This window comes from Mycobacterium sp. Dal123C01, assembly GCF_052566995.1.
On the sequence record NZ_CP199580.1, the window covers coordinates 1,134,717 to 1,153,639 of the forward strand.

19 protein-coding genes are annotated in these 18,923 nt (G+C 65.2%); 10 read left to right on the forward strand and 9 right to left on the reverse strand.

What is annotated here, in order from left to right; all coding sequences use genetic code 11:
• Positions 1-175 precede the first annotated feature (175 nt).
• The 4 genes from ACTXG5_RS05395 to ACTXG5_RS05410 all read left to right on the forward strand — a co-directional run bounded on the left by ACTXG5_RS05395 (position 176) and on the right by ACTXG5_RS05410 (position 3,850).
• Complete coding sequence (locus ACTXG5_RS05395; RefSeq protein WP_445164272.1) at positions 176-991, forward strand: polysaccharide deacetylase family protein; 816 nt, start codon at positions 176-178, stop codon at positions 989-991.
• An 11-nt stretch (positions 992-1,002) separates the two neighbouring features.
• On the forward strand, positions 1,003-1,776 hold the full coding sequence (locus ACTXG5_RS05400) for an HD domain-containing protein (RefSeq protein ID WP_445162710.1): 774 nt from the start codon (positions 1,003-1,005) through the stop codon (positions 1,774-1,776).
• Positions 1,777-1,903: 127 nt separating this feature from the next.
• A complete protein-coding gene (locus ACTXG5_RS05405; protein ID WP_445162711.1) occupies positions 1,904-3,193 on the forward strand; it encodes a lipase family protein in 1,290 nt (429 codons plus the stop codon).
• A 24-nt stretch (positions 3,194-3,217) separates the two neighbouring features.
• Positions 3,218-3,850 (forward strand): TetR/AcrR family transcriptional regulator, encoded by a 633-nt coding sequence (locus ACTXG5_RS05410; protein ID WP_445162712.1) that lies wholly within the window; start codon positions 3,218-3,220, stop codon positions 3,848-3,850.
• A 16-nt stretch (positions 3,851-3,866) separates the two neighbouring features.
• Here the strand turns inward: ACTXG5_RS05410 and ACTXG5_RS05415 are convergent, their stop codons facing one another.
• Positions 3,867-5,036 carry an acyl-CoA dehydrogenase family protein gene (locus ACTXG5_RS05415; protein WP_445162713.1) on the reverse strand — a complete coding sequence of 390 codons (1,170 nt, stop codon included), beginning with the start codon at positions 5,034-5,036 and terminating at the stop codon, positions 3,867-3,869.
• A gap of 239 nt (positions 5,037-5,275) precedes the next feature.
• Between ACTXG5_RS05415 and ACTXG5_RS05420 the strand changes: the two genes are divergently transcribed.
• The gene (locus ACTXG5_RS05420) at positions 5,276-5,743 is read left to right on the forward strand and encodes a winged helix-turn-helix transcriptional regulator (protein ID WP_445162714.1); all 468 of its coding nucleotides are present in this window, start codon (positions 5,276-5,278) and stop codon (positions 5,741-5,743) included.
• Between the two features lie 28 nt (positions 5,744-5,771).
• Here the strand turns inward: ACTXG5_RS05420 and ACTXG5_RS05425 are convergent, their stop codons facing one another.
• On the reverse strand, positions 5,772-6,386 hold the full coding sequence (locus tag ACTXG5_RS05425; protein ID WP_445162715.1) for a TetR/AcrR family transcriptional regulator: 615 nt from the start codon (positions 6,384-6,386) through the stop codon (positions 5,772-5,774).
• 65 nt (positions 6,387-6,451) lie between these two features.
• Here ACTXG5_RS05425 and ACTXG5_RS05430 point away from each other — a divergent pair, with 65 nt between their 5' ends.
• From ACTXG5_RS05430 to fadD1, 3 genes are all read left to right on the forward strand, one after another.
• The gene (locus ACTXG5_RS05430; protein ID WP_445162716.1) at positions 6,452-7,282 is read left to right on the forward strand and encodes an alpha/beta fold hydrolase; all 831 of its coding nucleotides are present in this window, start codon (positions 6,452-6,454) and stop codon (positions 7,280-7,282) included.
• 61 nt (positions 7,283-7,343) lie between these two features.
• On the forward strand, positions 7,344-8,114 hold the full coding sequence (locus ACTXG5_RS05435) for an SDR family NAD(P)-dependent oxidoreductase (protein WP_445162717.1): 771 nt from the start codon (positions 7,344-7,346) through the stop codon (positions 8,112-8,114).
• 169 nt (positions 8,115-8,283) lie between these two features.
• Positions 8,284-9,927, forward strand: coding sequence for a fatty-acid--CoA ligase FadD1 (fadD1, locus tag ACTXG5_RS05440; protein ID WP_445162718.1), 1,644 nt, complete (start codon positions 8,284-8,286; stop codon positions 9,925-9,927).
• Here the strand turns inward: fadD1 and ACTXG5_RS05445 are convergent.
• Genes ACTXG5_RS05445 through ACTXG5_RS05470 form a run of 6 tightly spaced genes read right to left on the reverse strand, consistent with a single transcriptional unit; the run spans position 9,872 to position 16,164 of the window.
• A complete protein-coding gene (locus tag ACTXG5_RS05445) occupies positions 9,872-10,519 on the reverse strand; it encodes a PadR family transcriptional regulator (RefSeq protein WP_445162719.1) in 648 nt (215 codons plus the stop codon). The genes fadD1 and ACTXG5_RS05445 overlap by 56 nt on opposite strands.
• A 6-nt stretch (positions 10,520-10,525) precedes the next feature.
• Positions 10,526-10,948, reverse strand: a complete 423-nt coding sequence (locus tag ACTXG5_RS05450) for a Zn-ribbon domain-containing OB-fold protein (RefSeq protein ID WP_445162720.1) — start codon at positions 10,946-10,948, stop codon at positions 10,526-10,528.
• The gene (locus ACTXG5_RS05455) at positions 10,945-12,114 is read right to left on the reverse strand and encodes a thiolase family protein (protein WP_445162721.1); all 1,170 of its coding nucleotides are present in this window, start codon (positions 12,112-12,114) and stop codon (positions 10,945-10,947) included. Before ACTXG5_RS05455 ends, ACTXG5_RS05450 begins: the two co-directional genes overlap by 4 nt.
• A 12-nt stretch (positions 12,115-12,126) precedes the next feature.
• Entirely contained in the window at positions 12,127-12,465 is a 339-nt protein-coding gene (locus tag ACTXG5_RS05460; RefSeq protein WP_445162722.1) for a hypothetical protein, read from the reverse strand.
• A 1-nt stretch (position 12,466) separates the two neighbouring features.
• Positions 12,467-14,806, reverse strand: coding sequence for a CoA transferase (locus ACTXG5_RS05465; RefSeq protein WP_445164273.1), 2,340 nt, complete (start codon positions 14,804-14,806; stop codon positions 12,467-12,469).
• A 2-nt stretch (positions 14,807-14,808) separates the two neighbouring features.
• Positions 14,809-16,164, reverse strand: a complete 1,356-nt coding sequence (locus ACTXG5_RS05470) for an amidohydrolase family protein (protein WP_445162723.1) — start codon at positions 16,162-16,164, stop codon at positions 14,809-14,811.
• 276 nt (positions 16,165-16,440) lie between these two features.
• Between ACTXG5_RS05470 and ACTXG5_RS05475 the strand changes: the two genes are divergently transcribed.
• Together ACTXG5_RS05475 and ACTXG5_RS05480 are read left to right on the forward strand one after the other, a co-directional pair.
• Positions 16,441-17,418: a LacI family DNA-binding transcriptional regulator gene (locus ACTXG5_RS05475; protein ID WP_445162724.1), complete on the forward strand. Its 978-nt coding sequence runs from the start codon at positions 16,441-16,443 to the stop codon at positions 17,416-17,418.
• A gap of 50 nt (positions 17,419-17,468) precedes the next feature.
• Positions 17,469-18,305: an amidohydrolase family protein gene (locus ACTXG5_RS05480; RefSeq protein ID WP_445162725.1), complete on the forward strand. Its 837-nt coding sequence runs from the start codon at positions 17,469-17,471 to the stop codon at positions 18,303-18,305.
• Here the strand turns inward: ACTXG5_RS05480 and ACTXG5_RS05485 are convergent.
• Positions 18,295-18,909 (reverse strand): TetR family transcriptional regulator, encoded by a 615-nt coding sequence (locus ACTXG5_RS05485; protein ID WP_445162726.1) that lies wholly within the window; start codon positions 18,907-18,909, stop codon positions 18,295-18,297. The two genes, ACTXG5_RS05480 and ACTXG5_RS05485, sit on opposite strands and share 11 nt — an antisense overlap.
• Positions 18,910-18,923 lie beyond the last annotated feature (14 nt).

Sequence of the window (18,923 nt, forward strand, 5' to 3'; positions counted from 1 at the left end):
CTGACCCTCCCGTAACGTAGCCGACATATTGGGACGCGCGATGGTACGGTTCGCTGCTGTGGCTGCGAAGTTTGGCGAGGTAGGCGACCCGTACGCGGGCTCGCCTGGCGGCCACCGCGCGGCAAACAGACGGCAGTCGTCGCGGGTGGTCCACCGCACCGCCGAGCAGGCAGAGATGAAGCGCCGTCGATTCCTCGGCTCGCTGGCCGCGGCCACCGTTGCCGCCGTGGGCGCGGCGCGCCTGATCGTCGACCCGCAACCGCGCACGTTTGCCCAGGTGCCCCTGGACTCGGCCGCGACCTCCGGCCCGGTCGCCCCTTCGCCGGTCGGTTTGTTGCCACCGCCACCGCTGAGTGCTCGCATCCCGCTGCCTGGCGGTGGCGCCCTGATGAAGATCCCTGGAGACGGTGACTTGCTCGCCCTGACCCTCGATGACGGGGTCAACAGCGATGTGGTGCGTGCCTACACGCAGCTCGCCAAGGACACCGGTGCCCGAATGACCTTTTTCGTCAACGGCATCTACGACTCGTGGACCGAAAATCTGGATCTGTTGCGGCCGCTGGTGGAGTCCGGGCAGATCCAGCTCGGCAACCACACGTGGTCGCACCCGGATCTGACGACGGTGCCGCAAAGCAAGGTCGAAGACGAACTTAAGCGCAATGACGAGTTCCTGAAGACGACCTACGGCGTCGGCGCGAAACCGTACTACCGGCCGCCCTATGGAAAACACAACGGCGTCGTCGACACCGTGGCGAACGAGCTCGGCTACACCGTCCCGACCCTCTGGTCGGGTTCATTGTCGGATTCCACGCTGATCACCGAGGAATACATCCTCAAGATGGCCGACGAGTACTTCACTCCGCAAAACATTGTGATCGGTCATCTGAATCACCTGCCCGTCACGCACGTGTATCCCCAACTCATCGACACCATTCGCGACCGGAATCTTCGTACCGTCACGCTCAACGACGTGTTCATCAGAACGCCTTAGCGACAACACGATTGGCCGCGCACACCCCGGATCCGCAGCGGCTCGGCGGCCTCGGTTGGGCCCGTCGCACCGGTGGTCAGTTGTCGCGTACAGAGCGTCGGCGTCTCGTGCTCGCGACCGCGGCGGGGCAATGGACGAACGCCGTGGGACGGATCAAGCTCGCATTGGGTCGGGTCCCCGCGGCGGCCGCGCACGTTGATCTCGACGCGTTGCGAGTACCCGATTCCAGGTTCGCGCGGGAGGCCGAAGAGGCGTGTGCCCAATTGCCGCCGGCCCTGCTGGGCCACTCCTACCGCACTTGGTTGTTCGGGCATGCGCTCGCGGCGGTCGACGGATGCGAGCTGGACGACGAGCTCTTCTATTGCGGGGCGCTGCTGCACGACTACGGCATCGTCAACCCAACGGCCAACCGCGATTTCACCCTCGGCAGTGCCGACCAGATGTTCGCCTGCGCGCAGGCCGCCGGTGTCGATGACCAGAGTGCGAATCTGCTCGCCGACGGCATCTGTGTGCATGCGACACCGGGAATCCAGGTGGACGCCGACGGCGCGATGGGCTGCTATCTGCAATGGGGCGCGATGGCCGACGGCGCGGGATTGCGCATCTGGGACATCGCCCCCGGCAACGTAGCCGAGACGCTGCGCCGTTACCCACGAGGCGATTTCAAACGCGAACTGGTGAGCATGATCCGCGCGGAGGCCGCAGCGGTACCGGCGGGCCGCATGGGCCTGCTCGTCCGCTGTGGATTGCCGTTGGCCGTGCGGCTAGCACCTTTCGACTCCTGAGGTCGTGCAGTGGATTCCGCTGACAACAACATATGAAGCCACCGCTAAAAGCGTTCACCCGAGCAAATCTCTAAAATTTTAGAGATTCCCCTTCCGCTGGCGACCCATACATTGTTACCGTTTCGTGATGCGCCGCGGTGGGGGAATCTTCGCAATACTTCTCGTGTTCGTTTCAGCGCTGATCTGCATCGGTAATGCGCGAGCCGACGGCGGGGATGAGCCGCAGTATGCCGCGTTCTACACCCCGCCGGATCCGCTACCACCTGGGAAGCCGGGCGACCTGATCCGCACCGAGCCGTCGAGGCTGGTTCTGGAGCCGTCGGGTCAGCTAGGCGCGATCATGGCCACCGGCACCCGAATCATGTACCGCAGCAACGACACTCGCGGCAATCCGATCGCGGTCACCGGCACCTACTTCGAGCCCTACAACGCGTGGCCGGGCCGCGGCCCACGCCCGCTGATCAGCTATGCGCCCGGCACTCAAGGTCAGGGCAATCAATGTGCCCCCTCGCGAATGTTCAACCAGGGCATCCACTATTCGGGCGGCTGGGACATCATGTTCAACTACGAGGAGCTGTTCGTCGCGACGATGGTTGCCCGTGGTTTCGCCATTGTGATGACCGACTACGAGGGCCTGGGGACGCCGTCGATGCACACGTATGTGGGTCGCGTAGCGGAGGGACAGGCCGTACTCGATGCCGCCCGTGCCGCAATGCGTCTGCCTGACACCTCACTGGATCCGCATGGACCCGTGGCTTTTTGGGGCTATTCGCAAGGTGGCGGGGCGACGGCGTCAGCGGTGGAGCTTGCCCCGTCGTATGCCCCGGAGCTGCACATCGTGGGCACGTACGCCGGTGCGCCTACGGCCAACCTGAAGGAACTCCTGCCCTACGCCGACGGCAGCGTCTTGGTCGGCGCCGTCGGCTACGCCCTCAACGGTGTGATGGCCGAATATCCCGAGTTCGCCGACTTCATCCGCTCCAAAATGACACCCCGCGGGCTGGCGATGCTCGAATCGGCGTCGCGCCAGTGCGTCGGACAGACCCTGCTGGATTTCATGTTTCGCCATCTGCGCCCCTACTTCACCGAAGACATTTATCAATTGGTCAACGAAGAACCCTTCAACACGATGTTCGAAGAGCAGAAACTCGGACGCTACAAACCCAGCACGCCGGTGCTGATCAACAGCAACCGCTACGACTCGCTGGTGCCGTGGACCGCGGCAAACCAACTCGGCCGCGACTGGTGCGCGCAGGGCGCCGACGTGGAATTCCGCACCAACGAGGAACCACCGTTCCTCAACAAGCTGATCATCAACCACGCGCTGCCGATGCTCGTCGACGGTGAACCGGCCATGCAATGGATCGCCGCCCGCTTCAATGGCGAGCCCACCGCACCAAACTGCGGTCAGTTCTGAATCGCTCATAACATCGAGATCGCCATGGCGACCAGTGCACGCAGGAAGCACAACGCACCCGAGCGGCGTCGACACCTCACCGACGCCGCCATCGACTTGCTGGGCAGCAACGGTGTACACGGCGTGAGCCATCCGAAGGTCGACGAACGCGCCGACGTGCCCGCCGGCAGCACATCGTTCTACTTCCGCACCCGCCGAGCACTACTGCATGCGGTCGCGGAGCGGCTCGCCGAGCTCGACGTCGCCGACTTCTCGTTGATGACCGAACTGGCCGGCTCGCAGTCAACCCCATTCACCGGCACGGCGGGCCTGGCCCGGATTGTGATGTACGTGAACAGCGAACCGTGGCTGACCCGCGCCAAGGCACGCTATGAACTCATGTTGCTCGCCAGCCGCGATCCCGAATTGGCAACCAGCCTCAGCGAGTCTTCCGACCGGCTCTACACGCTGGCCCGCGAGGTTGTCACCCAATGGCATCCCGCGGGAAGCACACCGGATCCGGGGTTGATCGAGGACCAAGCGATGGCCACCCTCACCTACATCAACGGGGTGATGATGACGTTCGTTGCCGGCCGACCGGTCGTCGACAGCGCCGAGCACCTCGACCGACTCATCCAGGGCGTCATCGCGGGAGTCGCTCAGGTTCGCGGCGACTGAAACGTCGCGCGGCGCCTCAATAGGCGGGGTAGGGCGGGCGGTTGCCGAAGTAGAGTCCGCCGGCCCATTCCCACACCCGTTGGTTGGTCAGTCCATGCTGGGCGATCATGTTGAGGTCACGCAGTTGTCGGCCCAGCGGGGAGGAGCGTTGCAGCGCAGCCGAACCGACCGCGTCGACCAGCATTTGCACGGCGTCTCGACAAGTCGTTCCCGTGTGGACAACGCATCCCGCCCATTGCGCCCGCTGATCGAAGGAGGGTTCATCGCCCGCCTGAACGGTGGCAAAGAATCCGCCCAGCGTGTCGTAGACATAGCTGCGCGTCGACCCGATCAACGCCGCGGCCCGAGCCAGGGCCGCACGAACATTGGGTTCTCCCGTAACCGAGCCCATCAGCACCTTGCTGTACTTTTCCTGCAGCGAGCTGCGAGCCACATCGAAAGCCTCGGCGGCCACCCCGAGCGCCACGCCCACGCCCGCGCTGGGAGCCAGGCCAAACCAGGAATACAGCGGCTCGGGCCGCCTGTAGTGTCCGGGAACCCAGGTGTACTCATCCGGGACGAATGCATCGGCAATCGTGTAGTCATGACTTCCACTGCCGGCCAGGCCATCTGGGTCCCACGTTTCCAACACCTGCCACTGCGTAGCGGGCAGCATGGCCACCCGCACATCCGGCCTTCCGCTCTTGGTGCGTCGCGGCTCGCCGTTCTCTGTCACCGTCGCGCCGCCCAAGATGACGTCGGCATGAGTGACCCCGCTGCCAAACGACCAGCGGCCCGACAAGCGGTAACCACCGTCGCAGACCTCGAGCACTCCCGACGGCCCCTGAAAGCCCGCGACAATCGTGTCCAACGAGGGGAACAAGCGCCGGGACGCAGGCTCGTCGATGTATGACGCGAAGAACCCGCTCTCTGAACCGATCATTGCGCACCAGGCCGCGGACGCGTCGGCCCGCGCGAGTGCCTCGATGATCTCGACCTGTTTACCGACGTCGGTTTCCGGGCCGCCCCAGGCCGCCGGCATCGCCATCCGGAATACGCCCGACCATCGCAGCGCATCGACAACCGCGGAGCTCAACCTGCGTTCACGCTCGGCCTGGGCGGCGTGCTCGCGCACAATTGGGTCGATCTCCTTAACCCGGGCCATGATTGCGGCGGTATCGAGCGCCGCCGGCGTGCATTGCGTCATGTGTTGTCTCCTTAGGCCACCGCCAGCCTAGCAATCAAGGTTTTATGACGCAACTGATTATCGGCCGCACGTATCGAGACCCGAGATGACTCCGGCGGTTGAATACCTAGCGATACTCGGTCATGGACAGTGGGTTTAACGCCGCAGGATAGGCTCGGAATCACTCACAACCACCCGCGCGTCTGGTATCGATCACGCACACTTGGTCTTGTCACGCAACTTAGAGTAGTCTCACGCACATGCTCAATAGTGAGTACAGCGGCGAGAACTGCTCGGTTGCTCGCGCGTTGGAAGTTGTCGGTGAGCGCTGGACACTGCTGATCGTTCGCGACCTGTTGACCGGGCCCCATCGTTTCGCCGAACTCCAACGCAAACTGGGCGTCGCCAAAAATGTTCTGACAGTTCGCCTTCAGAAATTGGTGGATGAGGGCATCGTCGAGAAGACCCCTTACACCGGTGCCGGCAACCGGAACGATTACCGACTCACCCGCAAGGGAAAAGACCTATTCCCGGTGCTGAGCGCCCTGATGGCGTGGGGCGACCGGTACGCGGCGCCGCCCGGTGGCCCTCCGCTGATCTTCGAACACGAATGCGGCCACGCCGCCGGCCACAGAATGGTGTGTGCCTACTGCGGCGACGATCTCGTTCCACGGACAGTCAGAGTCATCCCCGGGCCCGGCGCGACGACCAACATGGCCCCCGCCTGAGCCGGTCGGCCAACCTCGTCACCGTTTGTCAACGCGTCGGGTCGTGCAGCATCGCGTCGATCAGCCGGTGTAGCACCTGCGCCGTCTCGCGGCGGGCGCGTTTGGGGTCGTCGGCGGTGGCGATGACCATGGCCGCCTCATCGAGCGCGCCAATCAGCACATGCGCCAACGGCCGCACCGGTTGCCGAGCCAGCTGGCCAGCCTTGATGGCCTCCCCGAGCAACTGCTCGGTCATGCCCAGGCTGTATCGCTGCGCGACGTCACGGAAGCCGGCCCAGCCGAGCACGCTCGGTGCATCCAACAGGATCAACTGACGTACCTCCGGATCGCCGGAGACCTCCAGCCAGGCGTCGACGGCGGCGCGAATTGCGTCCGCCGGTGATGTCCCGCCCGAGGCGGCCACGATGGTGGCCATCCGGGCCATGACATCCTGCTCGACGGCTTCGACAACCTCACTGAATAGCGCTGCCTTATCGGCGAATTGGTGGTACATCGCCCCCCGCGTAACGCCCGCGGCGGTGACGATCTCGGGCGTTCCCACCTCCGCGTAACCCCGCTGTCCCCACAGCCGGCGGGCAGCCGAGATCAGCGCGTCGCGGGTCGCCGCGGAGCGCTCCTCCTGAGTGCGTCTCTTGCTTTCCATACAACCTGTTGGTAACTTACGAACAGACAGTCTGTTTGTAAGACTAACCCTAGTAGGAGTCATCCATGTCGACGATCGACATTAGCGCCGGAACCATCCACTACGAAGCAATCGGACCCGAGAACGGCAGGCCAGTTGTGTTCGTGCACGGCTACATGATGGGTAGGGAGCTCTGGCGTCTGGTCAGCGAGCGCCTCGCCGCCTTGGGTCTGCGGTGCATCGCCCCCACCTTTCCTTTCGGGGCGCACACACAACCGCTGCGCCCCGGCGCCGACCGAACCATCTACGGTGTGGCGCGCGTCGTAGCCGACGTGCTTGCCGCCCTCGACCTCGAGGACGTGGTGCTGGTCGGCAACGACACCGGCGGATTGGTCACCCAACTCGTGGCCGTGCACTATCCCGAGCGCCTTGGCGGACTTGTGTTCACGAGTTGCGATGCGTTCGAACACTTTCCGCCTCCCATCCTCAAGCCGCTCATCATGGCGGCACAGGCGAAGCCGCTGTTTCGGACTGCAATCCAGGCTGTCCGGGCGCCGCTGGTGCGCAAGCGTGCCTTCAACGGACTGGCGCACAGCGACATTGACCACCTGACCCAGCTCTGGGTCCGCCCGGCACAAAGCGACCCGGCGATCGCCGAAGACCTGCGCCAATTCACCCTGTCGCTGCGCTCGGAGGTCGCCACCGGTGTCGCGGCCCGGCTGCACGAGATCGACATACCCACCCTTGTCGCCTGGTCGGCCGACGATGTGTTCTTTCCACAGGAGGACGGCCGGCGTCTGGCCGCTACCATCCCCAACGCCCGCCTCGAAGTCATCGACGGCGCGCGGACGTTCTCGATGGTGGACCAGCCGGACCGGCTCGCCGATCTGATGTCGACGATCGCGGTGCGCGCCTAGCGCGCTCACCTCTTTCAAGGCGGTGCAGTGGCGGTTGCCCAGGCCGTATAGCGTTTCGGCCATGGCAGACGTGACGTCACCGCTCAACGACCGACGAATCCTGGTGACCGGTGGAGCGACCGGAATCGGTGCGGCCGCCGTCGCGGTTCTCACCGCGGCGGGGGCTGACGTCGCCGCGACTTATCACCAGACGCCGCCACCCGAGGGCCTCGCCGCCAGCTGGACGCAATGCGATGTGCGGGATGCCGATGCCGTCTCGGCGATGGTTCAACACACCGCCGAGCAGCTTGGCGGGCTCGATGTCCTGGTGAACGCCGCGGGGCTGTGGCAGGCCGGGATACCGGGCTATATCGGCGCCGACGACATTTCATTCCTGTTGGACACCAACGTCAAGGCGACCATCCTGACCAATCAGGCCGCGTATGGCGTCATGAAAGATCAAGATCCCAAGGGCGGCAGGATCATCAACTTCGGGTCCTCCGAAGCCGTTATGGGCAGCCCAATTTCGGCTGTTTATGCCGCGACCAAGGGGGCGGTGCAGGCCTGGACGCGATCGGCCGCCAAGGCCTGGGCCGCCGACAATGTCACCGTCAACGCTCTCGCGCCCGCGGTGCAGACGCCGGGTGCTGATCGGCTCCGGGATTTCCTCGGCCCGGAGGCCGCCGCGCTGATCGACCAGCAGATGAAAATGATGATTCCGCTTGGTGGAACGTTGGGAGATCCGGCCCGCGATGTCGGCCCGATGCTGGTTTTCCTGGCCGGATTGGGATCGGGCTTCATCACCGGGCAGCTGCTGGCCGTGGACGGCGGCCTGATGATGGTGGGCGGGTAGGGAACTGCCCGGCGCGCTCATGCGTGCACTGGGCATCGTATTCATCAGCGTCGTCGGGCGACCTCCCGTCGACTTCGTAGCAGCACGTGAATTACTGCGCGAATCGACCCGCTAATATAAGACGGACCGTCTCGTCTCGTAAGGGTGGGCAGAGTGAAGGTGAATCTCGATGGCTGACGACACGATGCAGGCGTTCCTGCGACGGCGCCTGTCGGATCCGAACGTCGCCGTGAAACATCGCGATCTGCAATGGAGTTGGAGCCAGCACCTGGAACAGGCAACCGCCCGAGCGGCGGCCCTGATCGGCGCTGCCGATCCGCAACGACCGATGCACGTCGGCGCGCTGTTGGGCAACACCCCGGAGATGCTCAACCAGATGGCGGCGGCCGGACTCGGCGGCTATGTGCTGTGCGGTCTGAACAACACCCGCCGGGGCGAGGCGCTGGCCGCCGACGTCCGGCGGGCTGACTGCCAGTTCGTGGTGACCGACGCCGAACACCGGCCGCTGTTGGACGGGTTGAACCTCGAGGGGACGCAGATCCTCGACACCTCGACGCCGCAATGGGCCGAATTCACCGGTGCTGCCGGCGAACTGATTCCGCATCGGGAAGTCAGCGCGACGGACGCGTTCATGATGATCTTCACCTCGGGGACAAGCGGAAATCCCAAGGCGGTTCAGGTGTCACACCTGATGGCGATGTTCGCCGGCACCAACCTGGTCCAGCGCTTCGCACTCTCCGAACAGGACACCTGCTATGTGTCCATGCCGCTGTTCCACTCCAACGCGGTCGTCGCCGGATGGGCGCCCGCGGTGGTCTCCGGCGCCGCGATCGTGCCGGCGAAGTTCTCGGCGACCAACTTCCTCGACGATGTCCGCCGCCACGGCGCGACCTACATGAACTACGTCGGCAAGCCGCTCGCCTACATCCTGGCCACCCCCGAACGTGACGACGACGCGGACAACCCATTGCGGGTGGCGTTCGGCAACGAGGCCAACGACAAGGACATCGAAGAATTCGGGCGCCGCTTCAGTGTCCAGGTGGAGGACGGCTTCGGCTCGACGGAGAACGCGGTCATCGTGATCCGCGAAGACGGCACGCCGAAGGGCTCGATCGGCAGAGGCATCGACGGGATCGCGATCTACAACAGCGACACCATCACCGAGTGTGCGGTGGCACATTTCGACGCCAACGGCGCGCTCGCCAACGCCGACGAGGCCGTGGGCGAGTTGGTCAACACGACGGGATCGGGCTTCTTCACCGGGTATTACAACGATCCCGCGGCCAACGCCGAACGCCTGCGCCATGGCATGTACTGGTCAGGAGATCTCGCCTATCGCGATGCCGACGGATGGATCTACCTCGCCGGCCGCACCGCCGACTGGATGCGGGTGGACGGCGAAAACATGGCCGCCGCACCGATCGAGCGAATCCTGCTGCGCCACGGCGTGATCAACCGTGTCGCCGTGTATGCCGTCCCGGACGAGCATGTGGGCGACCAGGTGATGGTCGCTGTCGTGCTCAATGATGGCCAGACTCTCGATCCCGATACGTTCGAAGCGTTCCTCGACGCGCAGCCCGATCTGTCCCCCAAGGCGCGGCCGCGATACGTGCGTATCGCGACCGACCTGCCCAGCACCGCCACCCACAAGGTCCTCAAGCGCCAACTGATCGCCCAGGCGACGGCCATCGGTGCGGGCGAGACTCTCTGGGTACGCGAGCCACGCGGCACGGCCTACCGGATCGCTTCGTCCGCGGCTAGTCTTTCGGTGCCCGACGGCGGATCTGCCCCTTCGCCCGCGGCACCCGTTTGACCGGATCTCGGGTTGTGCCGCTGGCGATCTCGTCGCGCAGCTGCGCGATGTTGGAGATCTCGGCGTACAACCCACGGATCGCGTAGTCCAGGACGGCAAACGAGAAGCGCTGGTCCGGATCGTCGGTGATGCCGAGTTCGCGGGAACGCTGGCGCGACCACAGGGCCTCGTCCAGCCGAGCCCGGGTCGCGTCGAGATGGCGGTCCAACGTGTCGACGACGCGTTCGGGATCTTCGCCCCGCGCGAGCCAGGTTCGCAGGATGACGGGGTGCTTGATGACGACCTGATCGTCGCCCGGAAAGTGCTGGACCCACCGACGAAGGGCATCGAGCCCGGAATCCGTGGTCTCATACAACGTGATCGCGCGCTTGCCGGACTGAGCGCCGATTTCACTGACCATCCCCCGCGCCAACAGTCTGTTCAGTTCGCGCCGCACGTGACTGACCGACGGCGACCAGTAGAAGTGGCCCACGGTCAGCTCGGCGCGCATCTTGATCTCGCCGGCGGTCAGTTGCTCATCGTTGGCCGCCAGCACACCCAGCACCAGATAGGCCGTTACCGGTAGGCCGTTGGTGGTGCGCCGGGGACTCACGGCCGTCTATTTCTGACTGGTGAAGTACGGCAACGTCAGGTCCGGACCAACGACCTGGAAGTGCACCCGCACGCGCATACCGATGGCCAGATCGCCGGGCGCCACACCGACGACGTTGGTGAGCATCTGGTAGCCCTCATCCAGGGTGACGATGGCGGGCGCGTAGGGCGGTTCGAACTCCGGCGTGACGGGCCGGTAGACCACCGTCCAGCTGTAGATCTCGCCCACTCCAGCACTTTTCGTCCAGCCCAGTTCGGCCGAAAGGCATTGGCGGCAGTGCTCGGTCGGCGGGAAATTGGCCAGTCCACACGCGTCGCACCGCTGGTAGCGCAGCTCCCCCGATTGACATCCCTGCCAGAACGGCACGCTGAGGTGACTATTCGCGTGCGGCAACGGACCGGTCTGCGGTCGCAAAGATTCGGCGGTCACAGCGGCTCGTCCCCGACCAGCAGCACCGTGGTGAACAAAGCGCCTGCTCCCCCGTTGCTGCACAATGCAATATGTGCATCGGGCACTTGGAGCGCGCCCGCCTCACCACGTAGTTGCTGGACGGCACGGATGGCACGTTGCATCATTTGCGGATTGGCGCCGGCGTGGCTGAACGACATGGTTCCTCCATCGGTGGTGATCGGGTGACTGCCGCCAACGGCGATGTGGCCGTCGGCGACGAATGGCCCTCCTTCGCCCTCACCACAGAAGCCGAATGCCTCGAGCTGGCGGATGATTTCGAACGAGAACGGGTCGTAGAGTTCCAGTACATCCACGTCATCAGGCCCGATGCCGGCGTGGCGGAACGCACATTCGGCCGCGCGTCTTCCGACGACACCGTTGACGTAGCGGCCGTGATCACCGCGCCGCCCGGCAAGGTCCCAGGCCGGTGGGTGCTGATACGACGGGCCGTGGAAGTCCGCGCCGCTGCCGAGCACGTAAATCGGCCGACGTGCCGCATCGACTTTGTCGATGTTCGCGACGACCAGTGCACAGCCGCCCTCGGAGGTGGTGGCGCAATCGAGGAGATGAAACGGGTCCGCGATCGGCCGCGATGCGGTGATGTCGTCCGGACTGAACGGACCCCGTTGGTAATAAACGGCTTCGGGGTTCTGCGATCCGTTGTTGCGGATGGTGGCCGCCACGACGGACAGCTGCTCGCGTGTGGTGCCGTAGACGTGCATGTGCCGTCGGGCGATGAGCGCGAACTCGGCGGTGGTGAACATTCCCCATGGCGCGACGAATTCGTTCTCGGGCCTGGTCCATGGCGCCGTGGCCTCGTGATCGCGGTACTCACCGGCTTGGGCGGCCACCAGTACCACGACGTCGGCCATGCCGTGCTCGATCGCGGTGACCGCCTCGGTGACCATGCCGACCCCGAAAGCCAGCCCCTGCCAAGCCGGTCCGATCCGCAGGTCGTAGATCAACGAGGTCGAGTGTGGGCTCGCACTGATGCCGTCGACGTCGTCCAGGCTCAGACCGGCATCGTCGAGCGCGCCCAGAATCGCCTTGATCGCCAAACCGCGCGAGGTTTCGCCGTCCAGGCGCCGTCCCTGCCGGGTGTTGTGCACCCCGACGATCGCTGCGGTGCGCTTCGTTGCGCTCACTCGTGCGGCTCTTCAGTTTTCATCTGCTACTACCCCTAAATAGGTGCCCAGTACGTCGCATTGCCGTCCGTCGCGAACGATGGTGCCGATCATCGTCGTCCGCGCATCCTCGGGTTTCGCGCCCGCTGCCCCGCTTTCCAAGACATCGATTCGCACGTCCACCGGCCGCGCGGTTTGTGGGTCGGTGATCTCGACGACCATGGCCACCGCGCGCTCTCGCTCGTCCCACTCGACGCTGGTAATCCGATGCCGCGCCGTCAGTTCCATCACGACGGAGTCCTGACGGACCAGAAAGCGCACCGGCGCGCACAGCTCCCCAGCACGCGGTGGCACGCACAGCGTGACCGCCATGTCACAAGCCCGCGGGCCGCACGCTGGTTGCGCCCGCCGCCCGCAACTCGGCCAGGTCTTGTTGGCTGCGGCCCAGAATGCTCGTTAGCACCTCGGTGGTGTGCTGGCCGTACAGCGGCGATATGCGGTGCACCCAGCGTCTCGGCTTACCGACGAACGCGAAGGGCATTCCGGTGCAGAGGAAGGAGCCGGCAACAGGGTGGTCGACCGTTTCCCAGAACCCCCGGGCAAGCAGGTGTGGGTCGCTCAACAGCGCGGCCGCCTCCGTCACGCGCGCGGCGGGCACCTCCGCGGCGCGTAGGGTGCGCACCGCGTCGGCCACCGGGTGCCGCGCGGTCCAATCCGAGATCAGTTTGTCGATTTCGTCGGACCGCTCCCGCCACCCGGCCTCGTCGGATCCGAGTTCGGGCTTGTCGATGAGCCCGGCCAAGGATGCGCGCGCCGCGTCGGTCTGCACGGCGAGCGCGACCCATTCGTCGTCGCCCCGGCAGCGATAGACGCCCTGCGGCGTCGCGCCCGGACCGCGATTTCCCTGCCGGCGCATCTGGATTCCGTTGCGCGAGTATTCGAGCAGCATTTCGGCGGCCACGTTCAGCGCGGACTCCACCATCGTGGATTCGACGTGCATGCCGGTTCCCTGCCGGTCCCGGATCGCCAGCGCCGCGACGGCCGCGAACGCGGCATGCAGCCCTGCCATCGGATCGCACACGCCACGCGGAATCACCGGGGGGCCGTCGGCATGTCCCGTCATCCATGCCATCCCCGTCGCCTGCTCCATCGTCTGTGCGAAGCCGACGCGGTCGCGCCACGGGCCGTCGAGGCCAAACGCCGGCATCCGGACCATGACAGCACGTGGATTTGCCGCACGCACCGCGTCCCACTGCAGGCCGAAGTTTTCCATCACCCTGGGGGAGAAGTTCTCGATGACCAGATCGCTTGCCGCAATGAGCTCCAGCGCGAGCGCCCGGCCGGCGTCGGTGCTGAGTTCGACACTGATACCGCGTTTGTTGTTGTTGCTGCACAGGAAGACTGGGCCCCACTCCCACCATTGGTCCCAGTCGGGAGGACGGCCCGCGGAGAACCGCATACCGTCGGGGCGGCGCACCCCCTCGAGCTTGATGACGTCGGCGCCCAGCGCACCGAGGAATTGAGTGGCCACCGGTCCGGCCCAAAACGCGGTGAAGTCGGTTATCCGGATGTCGGACAACGGAAGTACGTCGGGGTCGCTGAGTTCCGGCCGGTCGGACCGCGGTGGCCAATGCACTCGGCCGCTGTCAGCACCCAGCAGCGGAGGTCGTCCGGGCGGGCGCGTCGTGAAAGCGTCGCTGCGATACGGCACCCGCGGCTGCAGGACCCCGAGCTCGGATTCGACGAACACTTCGCGTTGGACAAAGTGGTCGACTGTTGGCAGTTTGTCTGGCGCACCGATGGGTGCCACCGGGATACGAAACGCCACCGCGAGGTCGACGATCTCTTGTGTGGTCCGAGTCTGGGTCCACTGGGTGACCATGCCGAGGAACTCGTCGCGGCGCTCGACGCGGCCGACGAAGGAGGCCAACTCGGCATCGTCGACCAGATCGGCACGATCGATCATGATCAGGAAGTCTTGGAACTGCTGCGCGGTGATGGTGCAAAAGCCGACCATGCCGTCGGCCGTGGGGACGATCGACGGCAGTTCCAGACTCCGTTGGTGCAGCAGGGAATCCACGCCCAAGACACTGGCGGACATGGCGGAAAGCCCACCCATCGCGATCGCCATCGCCTCATAGGTCGAGACGTCGACGATGTCGCCACATCCACCCCGGGCGGCGTGCCGGCCCGCGGCAGCCGCGACCGCAGCGGCGAACGAACCCGCCAACCACTCCCCGAGCCGGCCACCCGCCTGCACCGGTTCATCGCCCGGCCAGCCCCGGCCCGCGATCGAGCCGCACAACGCCTGCAGGATGAACTCGTTGGCCACCAGATGGTCGTCGACATAGGGACCCGTCAACCCGAACGGAGTCACCGTGACGACCACCGCCGACGTGCCCGTGTGCGCAGTGATGTCTTCGAGCGTCCAGCCGTCGGTCAGGTCGGTGAGCACGATGTCGGCGCCGGCCAGCAGCGCCGTGATTTCCGCATCGTCGCGACGGACCACCGATTTTTTGCCCGCCGCCAGGTAGCCGAACAACGCGCCGGGCGGGCCGCCGGCTGAACAACCGCGCATCGAATCACCGTGCGGCGATTCGATCTTCACCACCTCGGCGCCGGCGTCGGCGAACATCTTGGCGGAGTACGACACCGCGATCCCATTGGACTGCTCCAGCACGCGCCAGCCGGTGAACGGTGCCTGCGGCGCCACGCTCAATTACCCAGCGTGGTAGCGCGGCCGGCGATGCCGGCAACCTCGGCCGTCACCGACGCCTGCGCGGAGGCCTGTGCCTGCAAGGCGAACTGCGTCATCCGCGTCCACGCGTCACGGTCACGCTGACTGGCCTCGCGACCGACGTGGGTGACGACATCCACGTCGGTGGCCTGCGAGCGCAGGTAGCCGGCCCGGGCATGCTCCTTCGGTATGTACTTGAACGGATCGAACGAGTAGGCGGCCATGGCGTTTTCGTGAGTGATTTTGTTGATGACCGTGTCATCGAGGTGGCCCATCGTTACCACGATGTCCTCAGGCGCGAATGGCCAGTTGCTGTCGGAATGCGGGAAGTCGGACTCCCAGCACAGCATGTCCTCGTTGAACCAGTCCATATTGCGCACACCGACTTTGTCACTGATGAAGCAGGTGTAGAAGTGCCGCTTGAACACGTCGGTGGGCCCGCTATAGCCGGGAGGGAATTTCGCGAGCGTCCAACCTGAGTGACGGTTATAGACATGCTCGGCCCGCCACACGAAGTACGGCATCCAGCCGACGTCGCCCTCGGTGAGCGAGAACTTCAATTGCGGGAAGTCTGCCCAGAACTCGGCCCAGATCAGCTCGGTGAAGGTGAACATGCTCATCATCGAGGACGCCGTCATCTGCACACTGGGTGGGGCGTCCGTCGACACTTGCGGTGATCGCGACGCGGAGCCGACGTGGGTGCACAGCACCGTATTGTTTTCACACACCGCCTCGAACAGCGGGTACCAGTATTTGGTGTGAATGCTGGGCATTTGCAAAGCTTCTGGATTCTCCGAGAACGTCACCGCGTGGCAACCCTTGTCCGCCAGGCGCTTGACTTCCTTGGCCGCCTCGGCGACGTCGAAAAGTGGCAGGATGCCGCACGGGATGAACCGCCCCGGATAGGCACCGCACCACTCGTCGACATGCCAGTCGTTGTAGGCCTTGATCATCACCAGATTGACGTCGCGGTCGGGGCCCTGGTTGAGAACCTGGCCGGAGAAGCCGGTGAAATTCGGGAAGTTCAAGCCCGCCAGCTGCCCGCCGGCGTTCATGTCGCGGACCCGCTCGTCGACGTTGAAGCAGCCCGGCCGCATCTCGTCGTAGCGCGAGGCGTCGATGTTGTACATCTCGCGGGGCTTGCCCGCGACGGCATTCAGGCCCATGTTCCGGCCGCGAACCTCGCCGTAGTACCACTGCTGGATGCCGTCGGGCTCGTTGACCACCCGCGGCGCGTACTCCTTGTACTTCGCCGGAACATGCGCGTCGAACATGTCCGCCGGCTCGGCGATGTGATCATCCACGCTGATCAGGATCAGATCGTCTTTGTTCATGCCGCGCTCCTTGAGTACAGCGACTAGTAGACAATGATCCCAGTCACAGTTGCCATGCCAGGCAGTGCTGCTTCTGGGAAGTTAAAGTGCCGTAATACCGGTAATATACAGCGGATACCCGGACAAGCAACCACGCCGGCTCCTGGACGCTAACTAGTGACTATTAGTCCGTCTTGATCACGAGCGGCGCTTCCGCTGCGGTTGCGGGATCGTGCGCTGCCGATCGTCCTCGCGTGCCACCATGAGTCATGGCTGGGCCCCGGAAGGTGACGCGAGTTGACCACGAATAAGGCGGCGCGGCCGACCAACGCCGACGTGGCTCGTTTGGCCAGCGTTTCGACCGCGACCGTCAGCTACGTATTGAACAATGCTGCGGGCCGCAGAATCTCGGCACGAACCCGGGACGAGGTCCACCGCGCCGCGGAGCTATTGGGCTATCGGCCCAACCTCGCCGCGCGCAACCTCGCGCGGGGCAAGAGCGGCGTGGTTCTCTACGTGGTACCGCACGTGGCGGTGGGCGAGATGCCGATGCAAGCCGGCAGCCGGATGACGACCGAACTGACGCGCCTGGGTTTGCTTCAGGTGCAGATCTTCGAGACCGAGGATGACCAGCACGTCGTCGATGCGATCGAGAACCTCGACCCGGTCGCGGTCACGAGCCTGTTCCCGCTCAGCAGGGCAGCCGCGCGCGCGGTGCAGGCTGCGGGCATAGCGAACATCGAGATCGGGACGCTGCCCGGGCTCGGAGACCCACACCTGTCTATTGGCGAGCTGCGGGTCGAGCATCTTGTCTCGCGCGGTCACCGGCAGATCGCGTTCGCCTTCACCGGAATTCAGAGGTGGCGTGCGCTGGGCGACTACTGGTTCGGCGGCGTCGTGCGCGCGGCGCGGGCGCGTGACCTGCCACGGCTGGCCGTCGCCGACGTGACTGTGGACAACGCCGCGGAGGTGGTGCGCAATTGGGTGCGCGACGGCGTGACAGCCGTGTGTGCGCAAAGCGACGAGATCGCCTGCCTCGTCCTGTACGGCATTCACGAAGCGGGGCTGCGCTGCCCGCGCGACCTTGCCGTCATCGGGGTCGATGCCAGCCCGATGGGGGTGGTGAGCAGCCCGCCACTGACCACCGTGCAATTCGACCCGCGGGCGGTCGCCGACGTCGCTCTCGCCGCGCTCTGCGAACGGTTGGGATACCCGGTCCCGCCATCCGGGGCGCCGACCGAGATCGCCCGCCTCATCGTGCGCTCGTCCACCTAGCCGCGCTGGCATACTCCCGTCTGAGCACACCACCGGATAGGAGCATCTCGATGGACATTGTCGACGCCCAGGTGCACGCCAACATGCTCGGCACCGAGACCACGCTGGCGATCATGGATGCCCTGGGCATTGCAGCGGTGCTCGTCGACGAGTTCGACACTTTTGCCGAGGACGGAACGCTGAGACCCGGCTATCGGCTCGCCAACGGCGCCTTTCGCAGCGTTGGACCCAACGCCGAGGCGGCGGCGATACACCATCCCGAGCGATTCGGCTTCTTGATGCGGGTGGATCCAACGGATCCGGGCATCGAATCCTGGGTTGAGGCGCTGACGGCCGCCCCCGGTTTCAAGGCCCTACGCACCACGATCTTCACCCCTGCCGAGGGCGCGGTGTTCGAGGACGGCGGCCATGATCGGCTGTTGAAAACCGCACGGGCCCATGGCCTGCCGGTGTTCGTCACATGCCCCGGGAGGGTTCCGCACCTGGCGCAATACGTGCAACGTTATCCCGACGTCCAATTCGTCATCGATCATTGCGGCGCCGCGTTCGACGCGCCGCCCGGCCAAGCCAGCATTGACGACGCCGTGGCGATGGCGAATTACCCCAACGTGGCCTACAAGTGGGCACACGCGGCATCCTTCCTGTCAACCGAGCCCTACCCGTTTGCAGACCTCGAGCCCAAGCTGCGCCGCGCGGTGGATGCCTTCGGACCCCAGCGCGTCATGTGGGCCAGCGACTATACGATGACCCGCCACCGTGCCACTTGGGCCGAGACCCTGTTCAGCATCAGTGGCTCTGCGGCGCTCTCGGAGGACGAGAAGAAGTGGATCTTGGGCGGAACAGCCCGCAAAATTCTGAAATGGCCAGCGCCGCAAGCTAGTTCGTAGGATACGAACCGGTGATGGTGATCGCGGCCAGGCCGTGACCCACCCGGTCGGGCAACGATCCGCCGTCGCGCAGCCAATCGTCCAGGGCGATGCGAACCGTGGCCATTGCCAGCGCACCGATCAGACGGGGCCTGGGATCCTCGGGAGCTAGCTCACCCAGGCGCGGCGCGACCAGCTCGGCGATGGCCGCTTCGTAGCGCACGTAGATGTGCAGCGTCCAGGCGTCTAGCGTCTCGGATGATCTTGTCAGCGCGGCTAATTCACGTACCTGGTCCTCGATCTCGGCGAATCCGAGTGCGAGGTGATGAAAGGCTCCGACGACCGCTTCAGTGGCGGACAGCTGGGGCCGCTGAATGGCCAGCGCAGTGGTGATCCGGTTCAGCCAGTGCACATTCACGCCCTCGGCGACGGCGTCTTCCTTGGAGTTGAAATAGCGGAAGAAGGTCGCCCGGCTGATGTCGGCGGCATCGGCGATGCGGTCCACGGTTGCCCCCGCTAACCCATGACTGGCGACCAGCTGCGCGGCCACCGCGGCAATGCGCTGTCGCGTGGCCGCGCGCCGGCGCTCGGCGGGCGAGGTCGTGCTAGACAACGCGTGAGTCATAGTCTAAATATAAG